14 protein-coding genes and 1 pseudogene are annotated in these 18,851 nt (G+C 55.0%); 5 read left to right on the top strand and 10 right to left on the bottom strand.

Annotated features, from left to right (window positions below; translation table 11 throughout):
- Positions 1–82 precede the first annotated feature (82 nt).
- The gene (locus DFO57_RS11930; RefSeq protein WP_013026940.1) at positions 83–682 is read left to right on the top strand and encodes an inorganic diphosphatase; all 600 of its coding nucleotides are present in this window, start codon (positions 83–85) and stop codon (positions 680–682) included.
- A gap of 32 nt (positions 683–714) precedes the next feature.
- On the opposite strand, the gene queE is transcribed toward DFO57_RS11930, so the two are convergent.
- Positions 715–1,386: a 7-carboxy-7-deazaguanine synthase QueE gene (queE, locus tag DFO57_RS11925; protein ID WP_110015375.1), complete on the bottom strand. Its 672-nt coding sequence runs from the start codon at positions 1,384–1,386 to the stop codon at positions 715–717.
- A gap of 267 nt (positions 1,387–1,653) precedes the next feature.
- Here queE and DFO57_RS22750 point away from each other — a divergent pair.
- The 3 genes and pseudogenes from DFO57_RS22750 to DFO57_RS11915 form a co-directional block, all read left to right on the top strand.
- A pseudogene (locus DFO57_RS22750) lies at positions 1,654–2,343 on the top strand (nucleoside recognition domain-containing protein); the annotation flags it as partial.
- 15 nt (positions 2,344–2,358) lie between these two features.
- Entirely contained in the window at positions 2,359–2,826 is a 468-nt protein-coding gene (locus DFO57_RS22745; protein ID WP_014605162.1) for a YjiG family protein, read from the top strand.
- A gap of 3 nt (positions 2,827–2,829) precedes the next feature.
- A complete protein-coding gene (locus tag DFO57_RS11915) occupies positions 2,830–3,942 on the top strand; it encodes a M20 family metallopeptidase (protein ID WP_110015373.1) in 1,113 nt (370 codons plus the stop codon).
- 57 nt (positions 3,943–3,999) lie between these two features.
- Here the strand turns inward: DFO57_RS11915 and DFO57_RS11910 are convergent, their stop codons facing one another.
- The 6 genes from DFO57_RS11910 to rlmD form a co-directional block, all read right to left on the bottom strand.
- Entirely contained in the window at positions 4,000–5,115 is a 1,116-nt protein-coding gene (locus DFO57_RS11910; protein ID WP_022623104.1) for an endonuclease/exonuclease/phosphatase family protein, read from the bottom strand.
- A gap of 239 nt (positions 5,116–5,354) precedes the next feature.
- Entirely contained in the window at positions 5,355–6,650 is a 1,296-nt protein-coding gene (gene eno / locus DFO57_RS11905) for a phosphopyruvate hydratase (RefSeq protein ID WP_013026946.1), read from the bottom strand.
- Between the two features lie 76 nt (positions 6,651–6,726).
- Positions 6,727–8,364: a glutamine hydrolyzing CTP synthase gene (gene pyrG / locus DFO57_RS11900; RefSeq protein WP_013026947.1), complete on the bottom strand. Its 1,638-nt coding sequence runs from the start codon at positions 8,362–8,364 to the stop codon at positions 6,727–6,729.
- A 229-nt stretch (positions 8,365–8,593) separates the two neighbouring features.
- Positions 8,594–9,382, bottom strand: coding sequence for a nucleoside triphosphate pyrophosphohydrolase (gene mazG / locus DFO57_RS11895; protein WP_110015385.1), 789 nt, complete (start codon positions 9,380–9,382; stop codon positions 8,594–8,596).
- Between the two features lie 92 nt (positions 9,383–9,474).
- Positions 9,475–11,706 carry a GTP diphosphokinase gene (relA, locus tag DFO57_RS11890; RefSeq protein ID WP_013026949.1) on the bottom strand — a complete coding sequence of 744 codons (2,232 nt, stop codon included), beginning with the start codon at positions 11,704–11,706 and terminating at the stop codon, positions 9,475–9,477.
- Positions 11,707–11,738: 32 nt separating this feature from the next.
- Positions 11,739–13,058, bottom strand: a complete 1,320-nt coding sequence (gene rlmD / locus DFO57_RS11885; protein ID WP_110015372.1) for a 23S rRNA (uracil(1939)-C(5))-methyltransferase RlmD — start codon at positions 13,056–13,058, stop codon at positions 11,739–11,741.
- 86 nt (positions 13,059–13,144) lie between these two features.
- Between rlmD and barA the strand changes: the two genes are divergently transcribed.
- Positions 13,145–15,874, top strand: coding sequence for a two-component sensor histidine kinase BarA (barA, locus tag DFO57_RS11880; RefSeq protein ID WP_031283989.1), 2,730 nt, complete (start codon positions 13,145–13,147; stop codon positions 15,872–15,874).
- 56 nt (positions 15,875–15,930) lie between these two features.
- Here the strand turns inward: barA and DFO57_RS11875 are convergent, their stop codons facing one another.
- The 3 genes from DFO57_RS11875 to garL all read right to left on the bottom strand — a co-directional run bounded on the left by DFO57_RS11875 (position 15,931) and on the right by garL (position 18,818).
- Positions 15,931–17,070 carry a glycerate kinase gene (locus DFO57_RS11875; RefSeq protein WP_041457772.1) on the bottom strand — a complete coding sequence of 380 codons (1,140 nt, stop codon included), beginning with the start codon at positions 17,068–17,070 and terminating at the stop codon, positions 15,931–15,933.
- Between the two features lie 74 nt (positions 17,071–17,144).
- The gene (garR, locus tag DFO57_RS11870) at positions 17,145–18,029 is read right to left on the bottom strand and encodes a 2-hydroxy-3-oxopropionate reductase (RefSeq protein WP_013026953.1); all 885 of its coding nucleotides are present in this window, start codon (positions 18,027–18,029) and stop codon (positions 17,145–17,147) included.
- An 18-nt stretch (positions 18,030–18,047) separates the two neighbouring features.
- Positions 18,048–18,818, bottom strand: coding sequence for a 2-dehydro-3-deoxyglucarate aldolase (gene garL, locus DFO57_RS11865; RefSeq protein WP_110015371.1), 771 nt, complete (start codon positions 18,816–18,818; stop codon positions 18,048–18,050).
- Positions 18,819–18,851 lie beyond the last annotated feature (33 nt).

Raw genomic sequence — 18,851 nt, 5'->3', positions numbered from 1 at the left:
CCTCCTCTGTCTGACGTCATCCTTCTGTCATCTTTCCCCACCAGGCTGTTCTCTCCTTCATTAAAGATCAAGAGAATCAACAATGAACCTGGTAAAACCGCTTTTTGCTTGTCTCTTTTTTATCACCGCCTCTGCCGCCGTTCAGGCGGAAAACATCCTCAGCTTTCCACAACCCGATTCACTGCCCGACGAATTCTATGCCGTGACGGAAATTCCCGCAGGCGGAATCATCAAATATGAAACCGATGCGAAAACCGGTTTTATCGTTGCCGATCGTTTTCAGTCGATGCCGGTCGCTTATCCGGCAAACTACGGTTCGCTGACGCAATCGCTGGGCGGCGATAACGATCCGCTGGATGTGATCTTCTACACCCGCGCCCCACTTGCGCCCGGGACATTAATTAAACTGCGCCCGATTGGCGTACTGAAAATGATCGACGGTGGCGAAGTGGATGACAAAATCGTGGCGGTTCCGGCCAGCAAAGTCGATCCGACCTATGATGCGATTCAGACGGTCGCCGATCTGCCAAAGCTGGAACAGCAGCGGCTGGAAGCGTTCTTTCGCGTCTATAAAGCGCTGCCGGAAGGGCGTAAAAACGTGGAGCTGAAGGGATTCGAAGACGCCAGCGCGGCCAAAGCGGAGATCAAACAGGCTTTTGAAGCCTGGAAAGCGAAGCAATAACGGTCAGGCGGCGAGAGGCCGCCTGAGTCTTATCAGGCGATGTTCAGATATTTATGTGTCTGCATCGACAGGCGCCAGTTGCGCGCAATACAGGTCTCAATACAAAGTTTTGTCGCCTCATCTTTGCGGCTAATTGGCTGCAGCGCAATGATTCGAGCTTTGCTGTCCTGAATGCCAGCCAGCAGGTCGTCTAACGCCTCCACATCACGTTGCCGGGCAACCGGATGTTTGATTTCATCCGCACGGCTCAGGGCCTGAGCCAGCACGTCGTATCCGCCGCGCATATTTACCTTGGGTGAAACGGTAACCCAGGTTTGTTCGGAACAGTGGATTTCATGGGTTCCGCTGGTTTCAATCTGGCAGTGAAATCCTGCCGCCTCCAGCGATGCGGTCAGCGGGCGTAAATCGTAAATGGCCGGTTCGCCGCCAGTGATCACCACATGGCGGGCCGTCCAGCCCTGTTGCGCGATGCTGCTGAGCAGCGTCGCCGTATCGGCGTTGCCCCAGGCATCGCTTTCCACCGTTTTGACCAGAATATCGCCTAATGATGTTTCCCGATCCGCCTGTTTTTCCCAGGTGTGTTTGGTGTCACACCAGCTGCATCCTACCGGACATCCCTGTAAGCGGATGAAAATAGCCGGCACGCCGGTGTAATAACCTTCGCCTTGCAGCGTCTGGAACATTTCGTTAATCGGGTACTGCATAATGGTCTCTGTGGTTTTAGCAAAACGCGATTATCGCAGAACTCCGGGTTAAGATCATGTCAGGTGATGCGGCGTGGCTGACTCTGTCTAAGGCAAGCCGGATTTTTGCGTTTATCCAGAGGCGAATTTCACTGATTATTGTGAGCTGTTTAGCACTATTTGGCCCGTTGCTGGCTCTTTGTCCTGCAAATTGATCGTCATCATTCCTCCGCTTACATCCCACTTTTAGCATCGCCTTTTGTCGCCAAAGATGTAAGGAAATAAACGATGACTGACTCTTCTCAATCCGAACCGCTTAAGGTCGGACCGGGCGCTTACCTGGCCTTGCTGTTTGCCATGGTGTTTTTCTCCGGTCTGCCTGGCGGAAAAGAGTGGTATGGCGTGTTTGACTTCACCACATTAAACGGGGCATTCGGAAAAGTGGTATCCGGTGTCAGTCTTCAAACCGACACCCTGGATGTCGCGCAAAGCGCCTTTCGGGGAAAAGGCGGTTATGGGGCAATGGATGGGTTCCTGTTCGCATTTGGCTTGATCCCTGCTGTTATGTTTGCATTAGGCATGATCAACGTGCTTGAGCACTACGGCGCACTTCGTGCAGCCCGTAAGCTACTTACCCCGCTACTGCGGCCTCTGATGGGGATCCCAGGCTCAACCGGGCTGGCCATGATTGGGAGTTTGCAAAGCACGGATGTTGGCGCATCATTAACCCGCGTACTGGCTGATGAAGGGCAGATCACGGAAAAAGAAAAAACAATTTTTACTATGTTTCAGTTTTCCGCTGGCGCGATGATTACCAACTTTTTCTCCTCCGGTGCGGTGCTGTTTACCCTGGTAGCGCTTGATGGCTCGCATGCCGTTCCAGCCTCAATTGGTCTGTGCGTGGCGGTAATGTTCGTCATGAAAATCGTGGGCGCTAATCTGGTTCGCCTGATCCTGACGATCGGCGAACGCAGACAAGGTACAGAGGTAAAAATGACTGACTCAGCTAAACCGATGATCACCGATGTCTTTGTGGCCGGAGCGCGAAAAGGCTGGACCATCGCGACGACCAGCACACTGCCTAACGTTCTGATGGCCTTCATTATTATTTATGCCCTGGAACTCACCGGCACGCTGGCTGGCATGGCATGGCTGTTCGGCCCCCTGATGCGGCTTTTCGGCCTGCCGGGCGAGGCCGCCGCGGTGCTCATTGGCGGCTGGATGTCCATGGGCGGTGGCGTGGGCGTTGCCATCAGTTTATTTGAGCGAGGGATTCTGACCGGTGCCCATCTGGCTATCCTGGCGCCAGCCATCTACCTGATGGGTTCACAGGTCCAGTACGCTGGACGCATTCTTGGCGTGATCGGCATTCCAGCAAAACGTATCCCTTTGATGATTGCCCTGTCGGTGCTGAATGCCTTCGGCGCCATGATAGTTATGCGACTGATGATTGCGGAGTAACCTATGGAATTAACACAGTATCTTCAGGAACTGGAACAGGTTGTCAATATTGACTGCGGAACGGGCTCGGTGGAAGGCGTGGAACAGGTATACCAGCACTTTCAGCAATGGTATCAACAGGATGGCTGGCACTGTCAGCGTGTTGAGCTGGACGACAAGGTGGGCCCGGGCCTGCTGGTCACCAACAAACCTGATGCAGAGCATTATGATGTTTTACTGGTGGGGCATATGGATACCGTTTTTCCTGTGGGAACAGTGGCTGAACGTCCTTTCTCTCTTGAGGGCGATCGCGCCAGAGGCCCCGGAGTGGCGGACATGAAAGGGGGATTGCTGACCATTCTCTGGGCATTACGTGGGCTGAATCACGCTGAGCGCGATCGTTTATCTATTGCCGTCGCCATGAATCCCGATGAAGAAACCGGATCGGTGTATTCTCATCACTGGTTGACCGGACTGGCAAAACGCAGCCGTTGCGTGCTGGTTGGCGAAGCGGCGAGAAGCGATGGCTCACTGGTCAAAGCACGGAAAGGCATGGCGCGGTATCGGCTGAATTTTAGCGGCGTTGCTGCGCATTCGGGCAACGATCCCGATAAAGGCCGTTCAGCCATCAACGCACTGGCGTACAGCGTCATTGCCGTTGCGAACCTGGCCGATCCCGCACAGGGCACAACGGTAAACACCGGCGTGATCTCAGGCGGGGACGCGGCAAATATTGTGCCAGACCACGCAGAGATGATCGTAGACGTGCGCTTTCAGCTTAACGCTGAGTTTGAGCGGGTCAACATGGCGATGAAAGCCCTTGCGCATTTTGAGGCGGAGCCCGGCGTAACGACGCAGGTTACCCAGCAGGCTTACACGCCTGCCATGACGCCAGATGCTAAAACAGAAGCGCTAATGCAGATCGTCGAGCAAGCCGGGCAAACAGAAGACATTGAGATTAGCTGGCAGGCTGTAGGCGGGGGCTCAGATGCCAACCATACCGCCGCAGTGGGCACGCCCTCACTGGATGGGTTTGGCCCCATCGGCGCAAATTTTCATAGCCCGTCTGAATATATGGAACTGAACAGCATTGAACCGCGCATTCGTTTACTGAAACGCATCATTCAGTCGCTGTAATGCTGTGGCTGCACAGGCTGCGGTCAGCGCCGCGACCTGTGCCGTCTATACCTCGGACTAGATCTTCAGGTCCACCCAGACTGCCGCATGATCCGAGGCGGCATTCACCTCTTTTTTCAGTTCGGGATAGGTTTCCCATTTTACCGGGCGCACGCCTGGCCACATCCCTTTGCGCCACACGCCGCCCTTTTCCACTTTTTTCCACAGCGCGGGGGACAGTAAAATGTAGTCAATTTTATTACTGGCGCTGCAGCCGCCCCAGGTTCCTGGATAGCCGCCGTTATCAAATTTTTCATGGGTGAAGATATCTTTCAGATCGGTTTCTTTCAGCAGAGGTGCCAGCGCCTCGCTGTCCGGCGTATCGTTAAAGTCTCCGGTGATAGCAATCAGCGTTTGTCCCTCTTTAATTCGCTGCTGATAAATTGCCTTCACCCGTTCGGCCTGCAGTTTACGGCGGGCGTCGGAAAGCGTTTTGGCACCGTAGCCTTTGCTTTTAAAATGGTTAACCAGCACGTGCAGGGTTTGTCCATCGGGTAGCGGAATCGCAAATTCGGGACAGTCGCGCGAGAAAATCAGGTCGCCCTGCTTATCCTTATCATCAACGTGGCTGCGAATGGTGTCGATTGCGAAGCCTGCTCCTGTCATCAGGCCAACATCAATGCCCCGCTCATCGTTGCCGTCAATCACCATGACATGATCAAAAGGCGTTCCCTGGCGCGCAGGCAGCATGGCGTTATTAAATTCCAGTAAAGCGGGCCGGCTTTCTGCCTCAACAACGGTCAAAATATCTGCCTTGAGGTCAATCATGACCTGCGCTGTTAATCCCATAGCTATTTCATCTACCGGCGCACGCCGCAGTTCCAGCGAACCGACCCAGTCGGCGCGTCCTGCGGCAATAATCTTTATTCCGCTGTTGTCTGTGGGGCGGGTCAACAGCTTGCCCCGGTTACGCCGCAGGATAACAAAGGGGCCGGTATCTGACTTTTGCAGCCCCAGCGCCTCCATCAATTCCACCATTTGCTTCTTAGTCGCATCGCTGTATTCCACCTGCCCCAGCAGTGCATTCAGTTGGGCGAATTTTTCCAGCGTCGGTTTGCCCTCACGCCATTCGTTTTGGTTCATTGCTCTGGCGCGATCGAACAGGTTTTCCACGTTATAAGAAGCCAGTCTCATGCGTTTCCCCCTTCTGCCTGTCAGAAATATGAACCTGAAGCGCGTGCTTCAGGCCAGCGGTAAGGTGCGAGGTCAGCCCGGCGCACCTTGCTCGTTATTCAGTGTCGGTGGGTTTTATTAAGAACGGATGTAAACAGCATAGACGTCGCGCAAAAAGATGGCGGAAGCTGCATAAGGTCCGGGCATAAAAAAACCCGCCACGTGGGCGGGTTATGATCAGAAGTCAGACGGCAGTAAACTTACTGACCTTTAACTTCTTTCAGACCGTTGAAGGGGGCTTTTGAACCCAGCGCTTCTTCGATACGGATCAGCTGGTTGTACTTAGCAACACGGTCAGAACGGCTCATTGAACCGGTTTTGATCTGGCCCGCAGCTGTACCGACCGCCAGGTCAGCGATGGTCGCATCTTCAGTTTCGCCTGAGCGGTGAGAGATCACAGCGGTATAGCCTGCATCTTTCGCCATTTTAATTGCAGCCAGGGTTTCGGTCAGTGAACCGATCTGGTTGAATTTGATCAGGATAGAGTTAGCGATGCCTTTCTCGATACCTTCTTTCAGGATTTTGGTGTTGGTTACGAACAGGTCGTCGCCCACCAGCTGGATTTTGTCGCCCAGCACTTTGGTCTGGTAGGCGAAGCCATCCCAGTCAGACTCGTCCAGGCCATCTTCGATAGAAACGATCGGATACTGTTTAGTCAGATCTTCCAGGAAGTGGGTGAACTCTTCTGAGGTAAACGCTTTACCGCCTTCACCGGCCAGAACGTATTTGCCATCTTTATAGAATTCAGAAGCCGCACAGTCCATGGCCAGGGTGATGTCTTTACCCAGCTCGTAACCGGCTGCTTTTACCGCTTCAGCGATAACGGCCAGCGCTTCGGCGTTAGAACCCAGGTTTGGCGCATAGCCACCTTCGTCACCCACCGCCGTGCTCATGCCTTTGCTTTTCAGCACTTTTGCCAGGTTGTGGAACACTTCAGAACCCATACGGATCGCTTCTTTAACGTTTGAAGCGCCAACCGGCTGAATCATGAATTCCTGAATGTCGACGTTGTTGTCTGCATGTTCGCCGCCGTTGATGATGTTCATCATTGGCAGTGGCATAGAGTATTTGCCCGGGGTGCCGTTCAGTTCAGCGATGTGCTCATACAGCGCCTGACCTTTAGAGGCCGCTGCGGCTTTCGCTGCTGCCAGGGAAACAGCCAGAATGGCGTTAGCACCGAAGTTAGATTTGTTCTCAGTACCGTCCAGGTCGATCATGATTTTATCGATGTTCGCCTGATCTTTCGCGTCTTTGCCTTTTACCGCTTCAGCAATCGGGCCGTTAACCGCAGCAACGGCTTTGGTTACGCCTTTGCCCAGGAAACGGGATTTGTCACCGTCACGCAGTTCCAGTGCTTCACGAGAACCGGTAGATGCACCTGAAGGTGCCGCAGCCAGACCAACGAAACCACCTTCCAGGTGAACTTCTGCTTCAACAGTTGGGTTGCCACGTGAGTCGATAATTTCGCGACCGATGACTTTTACGATTTTGGCCATTACGATTTTCCTCAGTACAAGTTAGTCAATCCTAAGACAAACAACGCGCGAAAAGTTCGCGCGTTGTTCGTTAAACTTATTTCGCTAAACGCTTCTGATGCTCATGTGCTGCTTTCACAAAACCCGCAAACAACGGATGACCATCGCGAGGCGTCGATGTGAACTCAGGGTGGAACTGGCAAGCAATAAACCATGGATGATTCGGGATCTCAATGATCTCAACCAACTGATCGTCACCTGAACGACCTGCCACGCGTAAACCCGCTGCCTCAATTTGCTTCAGCAGCATGTTGTTCACTTCATAGCGGTGACGATGGCGCTCAACAATGGTGTCAGAACCGTACAGCTGGCGAACCTTACTTTCCGGATTCAGCTGGCACTGCTGGCTGCCCAGGCGCATGGTGCCACCCAGATCGCTCTGTTCAGTACGCACTTCCACGTTGCCTTCTTCGTCACGCCATTCGGTGATCAGTGCCACCACCGGATACTTACAGTCTGGCACAAATTCAGTGGAGTTAGCGCCTTCCATTCCGGCGACGTTACGGGCGAACTCCATCAGTGCGACCTGCATGCCGAGGCAGATGCCGAGATAAGGCACGTTGTTTTCACGCGCGTATTTCGCCGTCATCAGCTTGCCTTCTACGCCACGGTAGCCAAAGCCGCCAGGGATCAGAATGGCATCCAAATCTTTCAGCAATTCGACACCACGGGTTTCAACGTCCTGTGAGTCGATCAGCTTGATGTTTACGGTCACACGATTTTTCAGACCGCCGTGCTTCAGCGCTTCAATAACGGATTTATAGGCGTCCGGCAGCTCGACATATTTGCCCACCATGCCAATGGTGACTTCGCCGCCCGGATTGGCTTCTTCATAAATCACCTGCTCCCACTCGGCCAGATTGGCTTCCGGGGCGTTCAGGTTGAAACGCTTACAGATGTAGTCGTCCAGGCCCTGTGATTTCAACATGCCAGGAATTTTATAAATTGAATCGACGTCTTTCAGCGAGATAACGGCTTTTTCCGGCACGTTGCAGAACAGGGCAATTTTGCCACGCTCATTGGCTGGCACCGCACGATCGGACCGGCAAATGAGCACGTCAGGCTGAATACCGATGGAGAGCAGCTCTTTGACCGAGTGCTGCGTCGGCTTGGTTTTCACCTCGCCTGCGGCGGCCATGTAAGGCACCAGCGTCAGGTGCATATACATCGTATGCTCGCGGCCCACATCCACCGCCATCTGACGAATCGCTTCCAGGAACGGCAGGGATTCGATATCACCGACCGTACCGCCGATTTCGACCAGCACCACATCGTGGCCTTCACCGCCTTCAAGAATGCGCTCTTTGATCGCATTCGTGATATGAGGGATGACCTGAATAGTGGCGCCAAGGTAGTCACCGCGACGCTCTTTGCGCAGGACTTCTGAGTAGATACGGCCCGTGGTGAAGTTGTTGCGGCGCGACATTTTAGTGCGGATGAAGCGCTCGTAGTGGCCCAAATCCAGATCGGTTTCGGCACCATCATCGGTGACAAACACTTCACCATGCTGAGTAGGGCTCATGGTACCCGGATCGACGTTGATGTACGGATCCAGTTTCATGATGGTCACATTCAGACCACGCGCTTCGAGAATGGCTGCGAGGGAGGCTGCGGCAATGCCTTTACCCAGAGAGGATACGACCCCGCCGGTCACAAAAATATAATTCGTTGTCATGCTGAACCTGAGAGTTTAGGTTTAAAGACGGTGGAATAACCAGGACGGGAAAACAGTATACTGGAAACCGCTATCAGCCACAATTGATGAATCACATCCCTCTCCCAAAGCATTGCTGCGGGTAACATAGCGGATAGCGGTAAACAAAATTTTGACCTGCGTCACAAATCTGACGTCAGGCTGAATCGAGTAAGCTCGAGCGCACACTTTATGCGCGGTACAGGAATAATCAGCTTTTTTCCGTTGCCTTCACCTGCTGCCAGGCGGCCTCCATCTGTTCCAGCGTCGCCCCCGGCATTGTCAGGCCCTGCGCGCTGATAATAGCTTCTACCGCGCGGAAACGTCGCTCAAACTTGTCGTTGGCTTTCTGCAGCGCCGTTTCGGCCTTGCTGCCCAAATGACGAGAGAGGTTAACGGTCGCAAACAGGAGATCGCCAATCTCTTCTTCCAGCTTTTGGGGATCGATAACGCTTTGCTGCGCTTCATGCATGACTTCGTCAATCTCTTCATGCACCTTATCGACCACCGGCCCCAGTGTGCTCCAGTCGAAGCCCACGTTGTGGCATCGTTTCTGAATTTTATGGGCGCGCATCAGGGCTGGCAGGGCTTTGGGAATATCGTCCAGCGCCGAGTGCTGGGCTTTTTCTGCCCGTTCGGCGCTTTTAATCGCTTCCCAGTTTTTTAACACGTCTGCGCTGTTCTCTGCCGTGCCGTTCGCAAAAACGTGTGGATGGCGGCGTTCCAGCTTGTCACTGATGGCATGGCAGATATCATCAAAATTAAAACGCCCCTGCTCCTGGGCCATCTGGGCATAAAACACCACCTGAAACAGCAAATCGCCCAGCTCCCCCCGCAGATCGTCGAAGTCCTCGCGCTGGATGGCGTCCAGCACTTCATAGGTTTCTTCCAGCGTGTAAGGCGCGATAGTGGCAAAGGTCTGCTCGCGATCCCACGGGCAACCCTGCTGCGGATCGCGCAGGGTTTTCATAATGCCCAGCAGGCGATCAATTGACGTCATAGGGAAATCCTTCAGGTGTTCAGTTGGCATAACAGCGGTGATAAAAGCAGCCAGGCGCACGTCGGTCAAGACATGCGCCTGATAACGGACGATTAGTGCAGGCGGCGGGCATCGATAATGTCAGGCACCTGATTCAGGCGAGACAGCACGCGCCCCAGGACCTGATGGTTATAAATCTCGATGTCCATATCAATGGTGGCGAGCTGTTTTTTGGTATCGCTGCGGCTTGAAACGCCCAGGACGTTAACCTTCTCATTCGCGAGGATGGTGGTGATATCGCGTAACAGCCCGCTACGATCGTTGGCCGTCACCCTTACGACCAGCGAGTAGCCGCTGGAGTAGCTTTCGCCCCATACGGCATCCACAATGCGCTCGGGCGCGGTGGAAATCAGCTCAGACAGCTGGTCGCAATCGGCGCGGTGAATCGAAATGCCCCGTCCGTGCGTGATAAAACCCACGATGTCGTCACCCGGAATCGGCTGACAGCAGCGTGCAATATGGTGCATCAGGTTGCCCACGCCTTCCACGACCACACGGCCGCTCTCTTTGCGTGACGTTGGCGCATGCGATTTTTGTGTGAGCTGGCGCAGGGCTTCACGATCCTGCTCTTCCGCCGTCGGCTTATTGAGCTTCGCCTGCAGGAAATTCACCATCTGATGAAGGCGAATGTCCCCCCCGCCGATGGCAGCCAGCAACTCGTCCAGCGAGGTAACGTTATAGCGCGGCAGCAGCAGTTTCTCGGCTTCACGCAGGCTGATATCCATCTGATTCAGCTCGTTATCCAGAATCTGACGGCCGGCAAGAATGTTTTTATCGCGATCCTGCTTGCGGAACCAGTTATGAATCTTGGCGCGGCCTCGGCTGGTGGTGATGAACCCCAGGTTAGGGTTCAGCCAGTCACGACTCGGGTTCGGCTGTTTTTGGGTGATGACTTCCACCTGATCGCCCATCTGCAGCTGATAGGTGAAGGGCACGATGCGGCCACCAATCTTGGCACCGATGCAGCGGTGACCGATATCGCTGTGAATGTGATAAGCGAAATCCAGCGGGGTAGAACCTGCCGGCAAATCGACCACGTCCCCTTTTGGCGTAAAGACATAGACGCGGTCGTCAAATACCTGGCTGCGCACCTCTTCCAGCAGCTCGCCGGAATCCGCCATCTCTTCCTGCCATGAGATCAGCTTACGTAGCCAGGCAATGCGCTCTTCGTGACCTGCCGCGCCGCGCGCATGGCTGGACGACGGCCCTTCTTTGTATTTCCAGTGCGCGGCGACGCCCAGCTCAGCGTCCTCATGCATCTGGCGGGTACGGATCTGGATCTCGACGGTTTTGCCCTCGGGCCCCAGAACCACGGTATGAATGGACTGATAGCCGTTAGGTTTGGGGTTGGCGACATAGTCGTCGAACTCGTTGGGCAGGTGGCGATACAGCGTGTGCACCGTGCCCAGCGCGCCGTAGCAGTCCTGCAGTCGCTCGGCGACAATACGCACCGCGCGAACATCAAATAGCTCATCAAACGCCAGCGACTTCTTCTGCATCTTGCGCCAGATGCTGTAGATATGTTTAGGACGGCCGTACACTTCGGCCCGCACGCCCTCTTTTGCCATCTCTTTGCGCAGATTATCGACAAAGTTATCGATGTACTGCTCACGGTCGATGCGGCGCTCGTGCAGCAGCTTAGCAATGCGCTTGTACTCGTCGGGATGCAGGTAGCGGAAGCAGTAATCTTCCAGCTCCCACTTAAGCTGACCGATGCCCAGGCGGTTCGCCAGCGGGGCATAAATATTGGTGCTCTCTTTCGCCGCCAGTACGCGTTCATCTTCCGGCGCGTCTTTAACTTCGCGCAGGTTCATGATGCGCTCAGCCAACTTCAGCACCACGCAGCGGAAATCTTCCACCATGGCGAGCAACATACGGCGGACATTATCCACCTGCTCAGAAGCCATTGAATCGTTATGAATAGCTTTCAGCTGACGAATGGCGTCCATATCGCGGACCCCGTGCACCAGCGAAACGATGCCCGGACCGACGGTTTTTTCCAGCTCTTCTTCGCTGACCACTTCGTCATTCGCGAGCGGGAAAATCAATGCGGCGCACAGGCTTTCGATATCCATGCTGAGCATCGAGAGAATTTCCACCATCTCGATGCCGCGCCACAGCAGCAGCGACTGGTGAGGATGCCCCTGAGTCTGCGCTTCACAATAGCGCCAGGTTTCAGCAAGGCGATCACAGGAATGCGGGTTAGCAACGCCAAGACTGGCGATCCACTGGTCAAGGGCAAACTCCCCTTCCGTATTTAAATGCGCACTTCTGACCGCAACCATATCCTCTCCTGCACAGCGCCCCTGCCGGACACTTATATTTTTTTTCTGAACAGCACCATGGATTCGAGATGACGGGTATGAGGAAACATATCCAGCATCGCGACCCTTTCCAATTGGTAACCCGCTGACAGCAATGTTTCACTGTCACGTGCGAGTGTCACAGGATTACACGAAACATAGACCACGCATTCTGGCGCTAATTTGACGACATGTGCCATGACACCTGCCGCCCCAGCGCGAGCCGGATCGAGTAATACCTTGTTAAATCCCTGCATAGCCCAGGGCTGGCGCGAAACATCTTCTTCCAGATTATGCTGGAAGAATTTGACGTTTTTTAGCGCATTCACGTCAGCATTATACTCTGCCTGCTGCACTAATGCTGCAACGCCCTCCACACCCACGGCACTTTGTACCGCTTTTCCTACAGGAAGCGTAAAGTTTCCCATGCCGCAAAACAGATCCAGCACCCGATCTTCAGGTTGCAAATCCAGCCACGCAATGGCCTTCGCCACCATCTGCTGATTCACCGTATCGTTGACCTGAATAAAATCCTTTGGACTGAAGATTAGCTCAAGCTGGTGAGAATGATAAAACGGCTGCCGATCGCCAGATGCGCGCAGCGTCTCGCTTCCATCATCCAGAAACAGCATCAGTTGGTGCTGATGCGAAAAACGTTCCAGTTTTGCAATATCATCGCTACTTAATGCATCGAGATGGCGCAATAACAGCACTGGGCCATTGTCAGCCAGCACCAGCTCAACATGACCTAAGCGTTTGACAGCATTAAGCATAGTGAGACAATTGCGCAGCGGAATAATCAGCGCTTCAAGCTGGGGCACCATGATGGGGCACTGCTGGATATCGACGAGATCGTTGGTGGCCGCCTGGCGAAACCCCATCAGCAACTGCTGTGTTTTGTTCTGCCACTGCAGGCCAAGCCTGACGCGACGACGGTAGCCCCAGGCAGGTCCGGCAATGATCTCATCAACCGCCACCGGCTGGTTCGCTGCCCGGGTCAACATCCGTGCCAGGGCACGTGATTTACTTTGCTGTTGTAACGCCTCGTCGGCATGCTGCTGCTGACAACCGCCACAGCGGCTAAAATGGGGACAGCGCGGCGCAACCCGTGAAGGACTGTGGTTAAGCAGGCGCACGGCTTTCGCTCTGGCATACTGGCGTTTATCCTCCAGCAGGGTGACCTCGGCCTGTTCTCCGGGCAGCGCGCCCGAGACAAACAGGGTTTTGCCCTTGTAGCGGGCAACGCCCTGACCAAACGGGTCGAGGTCTTCAATGGTGACGGTGATCCGTTGTTGAGTCGTCACGCGCTGTTTTGCGGAGTAAAATTGCGCCATAGTGTGGTTCTTTCTCTTTAAGATTCGATGTGCACAAGGTTCAGCAGATGCACAGGGACGTTCATGCCGGACAGCAGGCGACTATTATGACCAAATACAGCCTGCGGGCGCGAATGATGATTTTAATTTTGGCCCCAACGTTGATGGTTGGGTTACTGCTCAGCTCATTTTTTGTCGTGCATCGTTATAATGAGCTGCAGCGCCAGGTCATCGATGCCGGGGCCAATATCATCGAACCGCTGGCGGTTTCTACCGAATACAGCATGACATGGCACAATCGCGACGCGCTGCGTGAACTGGTCAGTTTACTGCATCGCCGCCATTCCGGGATCGTGCGCGCCATCTCCGTTTTCGACGATAATAATCAGCTTTATGTCACCTCTAATAATCACCAAAACCTGAGTCTGGAAAGCAAGCAGGCTATTCGCGCGCTGCCTGAGGATGTCTCCGTTGAAGGCAGTGGCAACCTGCTGATCTTACGCAAGCCGATTATCTCTGAACGTTACGCCGTGGATGAGCTGCCGGGTCAGGATGCCAAACCCGCAGGTAACCCGTTGGGCTATGTGGCGATAGAACTGGATCTGCAATCCGTGCGCTTACAGCAATATCGGGAAGTTTTTATTGCTACCCTGATGCTGCTGTTCTGCCTGTGTATTGCCATGCTGTTTGCCTACCGCCTGATGCGGGACGTCACCGGCCCTATTCGTAATATGGTCAGCACCGTTGACCGAATTCGCCGTGGACAACTGGACAGCCGGGTTGAAGGCCATATGCTGGGTGAGTTGAGTATCCTGAAAAACGGTATCAACGCGATGGCGATGTCGCTCACCGCCTATCACGAAGAGATGCAGCACAATATCGATCAGGCCACATGGGACCTGCGGGAAACGCTGGAGCAGTTGGAGATTCAGAACGTCGAGCTGGATCTGGCCAAAAAGCGCGCGCAGGAAGCCGCCCGTATCAAATCCGAATTTCTGGCAAATATGTCGCATGAGTTGCGTACGCCGCTTAATGGCGTGCTGGGCTTTACCCGTCAGATGTTGAAAACGCCGCTGCGCACCACGCAGCGCGACTACATGCTTACCATTGAGCGCTCGGCCAACAATCTCCTGTCCATCATTAATGACGTGCTTGATTTTTCCAGACTGGAAGCCGGCAAGCTGATGCTGGAGTCCATTCCCTTTCCGTTGCGCGCCACCCTGGATGAAACCCTGGTTTTGCTGGCCCCATCCGCCCATGAGAAGGGGCTGGAGTTGACCGTGGTCTGCGATAACAGCGTGCCGGACAACGTGATTGGCGATGCGCTCCGCCTGCAGCAGATCCTGATCAACCTGATGGGCAACGCGATTAAATTTACCGAAAAAGGGACCATCAATTTACGGGTAGAACAGCACACGATTACGGCGACGCATGTTGAACTGGAGATTCAGGTTCGCGACACAGGGATTGGCATTTCTGAAGAGCAGCAGGCCCAGCTGTTTCAGGCCTTTCGCCAGGCGGATGCCAGTATTTCCCGCCGCCACGGAGGATCGGGGCTGGGCCTGGTCATTACCCAAAAACTGGTAAGGGAAATGAACGGGGAGATCACCTTCGTCAGCCGTCAGAACCACGGCTCCACCTTTTGGGTGCGCGTTAAACTGGACCTCAATCCCAATGCACCGAGTATGCCTCGAGTGCTGGATGCACTGTCGAACACGCGCATGGCCTATGTGGAGGCGAACCCCGACGTCGCCAGCGCGGTGGTAGAGATTTTAGGTGCCACGCCGTTGCAGGTTGAGCACAGTTTAACCCTGGAGGGCCTGAGCCAGTCGCGCTATCCCATTGTGTTAATGGCCATGCCGGTCAACGCCAGCCAGGCGCAGGTGCTTGAGGACAGGCTGATCCATACGCTTCTGGAGCGCGCCGACCAGGTCATTATGGCGCTGCCGAGTCCGATGATGTTACTGGCCGATGAGCTGAAAGTGCGTGGCATTGATGGCTGCATCGCAAAACCCGTCTCGCAGACGCGCCTGTTGCCGATGCTGCTGGAGCTGCATGCCCGTCACAGCAGTGAACTATCGGCCTCACCGCGTCTGCCGCTGACCGTGATGGCCGTGGACGACAATCCCGCTAACCTCAAGCTGATTGGGGCGCTGCTGGAAGAGCAGGTTCAACACATCGTACTGTGCAATAATGCGGAGCAGGCCATCCGTGTGGCCCACAGGCAAGTGCTGGACGTGATCTTAATGGATATACAAATGCCCGATATTGATGGCATTCGGGCCAGCGAGATCATCCGCACGCTGCCCAACCACGCAACCACCCCGATAGTCGCCGTTACCGCCCACGCTATTGACGGTGAACGCGAACATCTTATCCGGGCCGGCATGAACGACTACCTGGCCAAGCCTATTGATGAAAACAAGCTCGCTCAGGTCCTGGCCCGCTATATGCCCAGCCCGAGCACCACGGCGCCCGAGATCCCCCCAATCTTACCCACGCTGGACTGGAAGCTGGCATTACGGCAGGCAGCGAATAAGCCGGATCTGGCGCGGGATTTACTCCGAATGCTGTTGGCATTCCTGCCGGAAGTGCACGGTAAAATGGCGCAGTTTATCGCCGACAACGACGCGACCTCCCTGCGTGAGATCATTCATAAACTTCACGGCAGCGCCAGCTACAGCGGCGTTCCGCGGATGAAACAACTGTGCCGTAAGCTTGAGAAAGAGCTTCATCAGGCAAGCGATATCGAAGCGCTGGAGCCGGAACTGCTGGAGCTTCAGGATGAAATGGAGAACGTCGCCAGACAGGCACGGCGCATCCTCTCCATGCCTTAGCCGGGCATACTGCGGAAGAACGAACGGCCCTGTCAGGTGAAGGGCCGTGAATACGCTTAGTGAAACCCGGCGATTTTCATTGTGGCAGCCACATTGCGCGCGGTGAGACGGACATTGTTTTCTGCCCCTTTTAGCGCCTCATCCAGCGAGCAAATACGGTAAAGCACGCTAAATACGGCATCCAGGCCATGCTGATGCACCACACCGACATCGTCAGTCAGGCTACCGGCAATGCCTATCACGGGAATATTAAAACGCTTAGCGACCTTTGCCACACCAATCGGCACCTTGCCCTTGATGCTCTGGCTGTCGATTCGCCCCTCGCCGGTAATGACCAGATCGGCATCTTTTACCTGCTCCTCCAGGCCCAGCGCTTCCGTCACAATCTCAATCCCACGGCGTAATTCCGCCTGACAAAACGCGTGCAGTGCAGCCCCCATGCCACCGGCAGCGCCGCCGCCGCTGACCTGCAGCACATCAATACCCAAATCGCGCTGAATAAGCGCAGCATAATGTGTCAGGGCTCGATCCAGTTGCTCAACCCGTTCTGGCGTCGCGCCTTTCTGGGGGCCAAACACCGCAGAGGCACCGTGATCGCCCGTCAGCGTATTGGTTACATCGCAGGCCACTTCAACGCGGCACTGCCGAATGCGCGGGTCCAGTCCGGTAACGTCAATGCTTGCCAGGTCAGGCAATGCGCCACCTCCCCGACCAATTTGCTCGCCCTGTTTATCCAGCAAGCGAGCGCCCAGCGCCTGCATCATGCCAGCACCACCGTCATTGGTGGCGCTGCCACCGATACCGATAATGATGTGTCGGACGCCTTTATCCAGCGCGTTTTTAATTAGCTCCCCAGTCCCAAACGAGGTGGTGATCAGGGGATCCCGCTGCGCTGCCGGTACCAGCTCCAGGCCGCTGGCCGCCGCCATCTCGATATAGGCGGTATCTTCATTACCCGACAGGCCGTAAAACGCCTCGACGGGTTCACCCAGCGGACCGGTGACCTTTAACCTGACCCGCTTTCCCTGGGTCGCAGCCACCATGGCTTCCACCGTGCCTTCACCACCATCAGCAACCGGTATTTTCACATAATGGGCATCGGGAAAAACCTCACGGAACCCCGCTTCGATTGCCGATGCCACTTCCAGAGCAGAAAGACTTTCTTTATATGAATCCGGTGCGATTACGATTTTCATAGGCAATCCAGGCGGTATTAATTAACGATCAGAGCGTGAAATCGGCCCGGCCTCCACAGAAGCCGGGCAAGGCATTAGCGAGAGATCTCAACCTTTGCTAATTTTTCATAATAGCAGGCCAGCGCGCTGTGGTCGGCACTCCCCTGTCCGTCATTACGCAACGCCTGCATCATTTCCATCACGGCCGCCGTCAGCGGTAGGTGCGCACCAAGGCTGTGCGAGGTATCCAGCGCGTTAGCCAGATCCTTGATATGTAAATCAATGCGGAAACCCGGCTTAAAGTTGCGGTCCATCACCATGGGCGCTTTGGCATCCAGCACGGTGCTGCCCGCCAGACCGCCACGAATCGCCTGATACACCAGTTCCGGACTGACGCCCGCTTTGGTCGCCAGCGACAAGGCTTCTGACATGGCGGCAATATTCAGCGCCACAATGACCTGATTTGCCAGCTTCGTCACGTTGCCTGCGCCGATATCGCCGGTATGAACCACCGATCCCGCCATGGCTTTCATGATGTCGTAGCACTGGTCAAACACGGCTTTATCGCCGCCTACCATCACGGATAACGTCCCCTCAATCGCTTTGGGCTCGCCGCCGCTCACCGGCGCATCCAGCATGTGAATCTGCTTTGCTGCCAGCGCATCGTGGACTTCACGGCTCGCCAGCGGCGCAATGGAGCTCATATCGATCACAATCAGGCCCGGTTTCGCGCCATCGATAATGCCGTTTTCGCCCAGGCAAACCTCTTTCACCTGTGGGGAATTTGGCACCATGGTGATCACCACATCGCACTGTTGCGCCAGTTCTTTGGCATTCGCCGCCGTAGTCGCGCCCAGCTGCACCAGCTCGGCTTCGTTTTCTGCATTATGATCGCGTACCACCAGTGAATAACCGGCTTTCAGCAGGTTTTTACTCATTGGTTTGCCCATGATGCCCAAGCCAATAAAGCCAATTTTCATGTCTTTTCTCCTGGATGATTACTTTTTAAATTTGTCGCACAACGCCTGCGTGGCACTGCGGAAAACACCGAGATCGCTGCCAACGGCAACAAAGGTTGCGCCCCATTCGAGATAGCGACGGGCATCGGCTTCCACCGGTGCCAGAATGCCGCTGGGCTTGTTGGCGGCTTTTGCCCGCTCAAAGATGTGTTTGATGACTGTTAACACCTCCGGATGGGCCGGCTGTCCGAGATAGCCGAGAGCGGCAGAGAGATCGCCCGGCCCGACAAAAATGCCGTCCACGCCGTCAACGGCGGCGATGGCGTCAATGTTGTTGACAGCCTGCTGGGTTTCTATTTGGACCAGCACCGAAATGTTGTCGTTGATGGTGGCGTTATAATTCGGCACCGTGCCGTACATGTTGCTGCGATGGGAAACCGACACGCCGCGAATTCCGGCAGGCGGATAGCGCGTGGAGGCCACCGCACGTCTGGCTTCGTCTTCGTTCTCGACAAAGGGAACAAGGATGTTATTAAAACCAATATCCAGCAGGCGCTTGATGATGACCGGTTCATTACAGGGTGGACGCACCACCGGCGCGCTGCGGCTGCCCTTCAGCGCCATTAGCTGGGGAACAAACGTGGTGATATCGTTCGGTGCGTGCTCGCCATCCAGAACTAACCAGTCAAATCCGGCCAGCCCTAACACCTCGGTCGAAACAGGACTTGCCAGGGCGCACCAACTGCCGATCAGGGTTTCACCTGCCAGCAGGCGGCGACGGAATTCATTTGGCCAGGCTGTATTACTCATGATTTGACTCCTGTGGAACGGGCTTCCTGAAGG

It is taken from the genome of Pantoea sp. AG702, assembly GCF_003182295.1.
Classification (GTDB): domain Bacteria; phylum Pseudomonadota; class Gammaproteobacteria; order Enterobacterales; family Enterobacteriaceae; genus Pantoea; species Pantoea ananatis.
The sequence above is the reverse complement of the archived record's forward strand: the minus strand, read 5'-3'. Positions and strand labels throughout refer to the sequence as shown.

Excerpts from the sequence above, each read along its gene's own strand:
- pyrG (WP_013026947.1), bottom strand. The coding sequence starts at position 8,364 with ATGACAACGAATTATATTTTTGTGACCGGCGGGGTCGTATCCTCTCTG.
- queE (WP_110015375.1), bottom strand. The coding sequence starts at position 1,386 with ATGCAGTACCCGATTAACGAAATGTTCCAGACGCTGCAAGGCGAAGGT.
- DFO57_RS11910 (WP_022623104.1), bottom strand. The coding sequence starts at position 5,115 with ATGAGACTGGCTTCTTATAACGTGGAAAACCTGTTCGATCGCGCCAGA.
- barA (WP_031283989.1), top strand. The coding sequence starts at position 13,145 with ATGACCAAATACAGCCTGCGGGCGCGAATGATGATTTTAATTTTGGCC.
- garL (WP_110015371.1), bottom strand. The coding sequence starts at position 18,818 with ATGAGTAATACAGCCTGGCCAAATGAATTCCGTCGCCGCCTGCTGGCA.
- DFO57_RS11915 (WP_110015373.1), top strand. The coding sequence starts at position 2,830 with ATGGAATTAACACAGTATCTTCAGGAACTGGAACAGGTTGTCAATATT.
- DFO57_RS11930 (WP_013026940.1), top strand. The coding sequence starts at position 83 with ATGAACCTGGTAAAACCGCTTTTTGCTTGTCTCTTTTTTATCACCGCC.
- garR (WP_013026953.1), bottom strand. The coding sequence starts at position 18,029 with ATGAAAATTGGCTTTATTGGCTTGGGCATCATGGGCAAACCAATGAGT.
- DFO57_RS22745 (WP_014605162.1), top strand. The coding sequence starts at position 2,359 with ATGACTGACTCAGCTAAACCGATGATCACCGATGTCTTTGTGGCCGGA.
- rlmD (WP_110015372.1), bottom strand. The coding sequence starts at position 13,058 with ATGGCGCAATTTTACTCCGCAAAACAGCGCGTGACGACTCAACAACGG.
- eno (WP_013026946.1), bottom strand. The coding sequence starts at position 6,650 with ATGGCCAAAATCGTAAAAGTCATCGGTCGCGAAATTATCGACTCACGT.
- DFO57_RS11875 (WP_041457772.1), bottom strand. The coding sequence starts at position 17,070 with ATGAAAATCGTAATCGCACCGGATTCATATAAAGAAAGTCTTTCTGCT.
- relA (WP_013026949.1), bottom strand. The coding sequence starts at position 11,706 with ATGGTTGCGGTCAGAAGTGCGCATTTAAATACGGAAGGGGAGTTTGCC.
- mazG (WP_110015385.1), bottom strand. The coding sequence starts at position 9,382 with ATGACGTCAATTGATCGCCTGCTGGGCATTATGAAAACCCTGCGCGAT.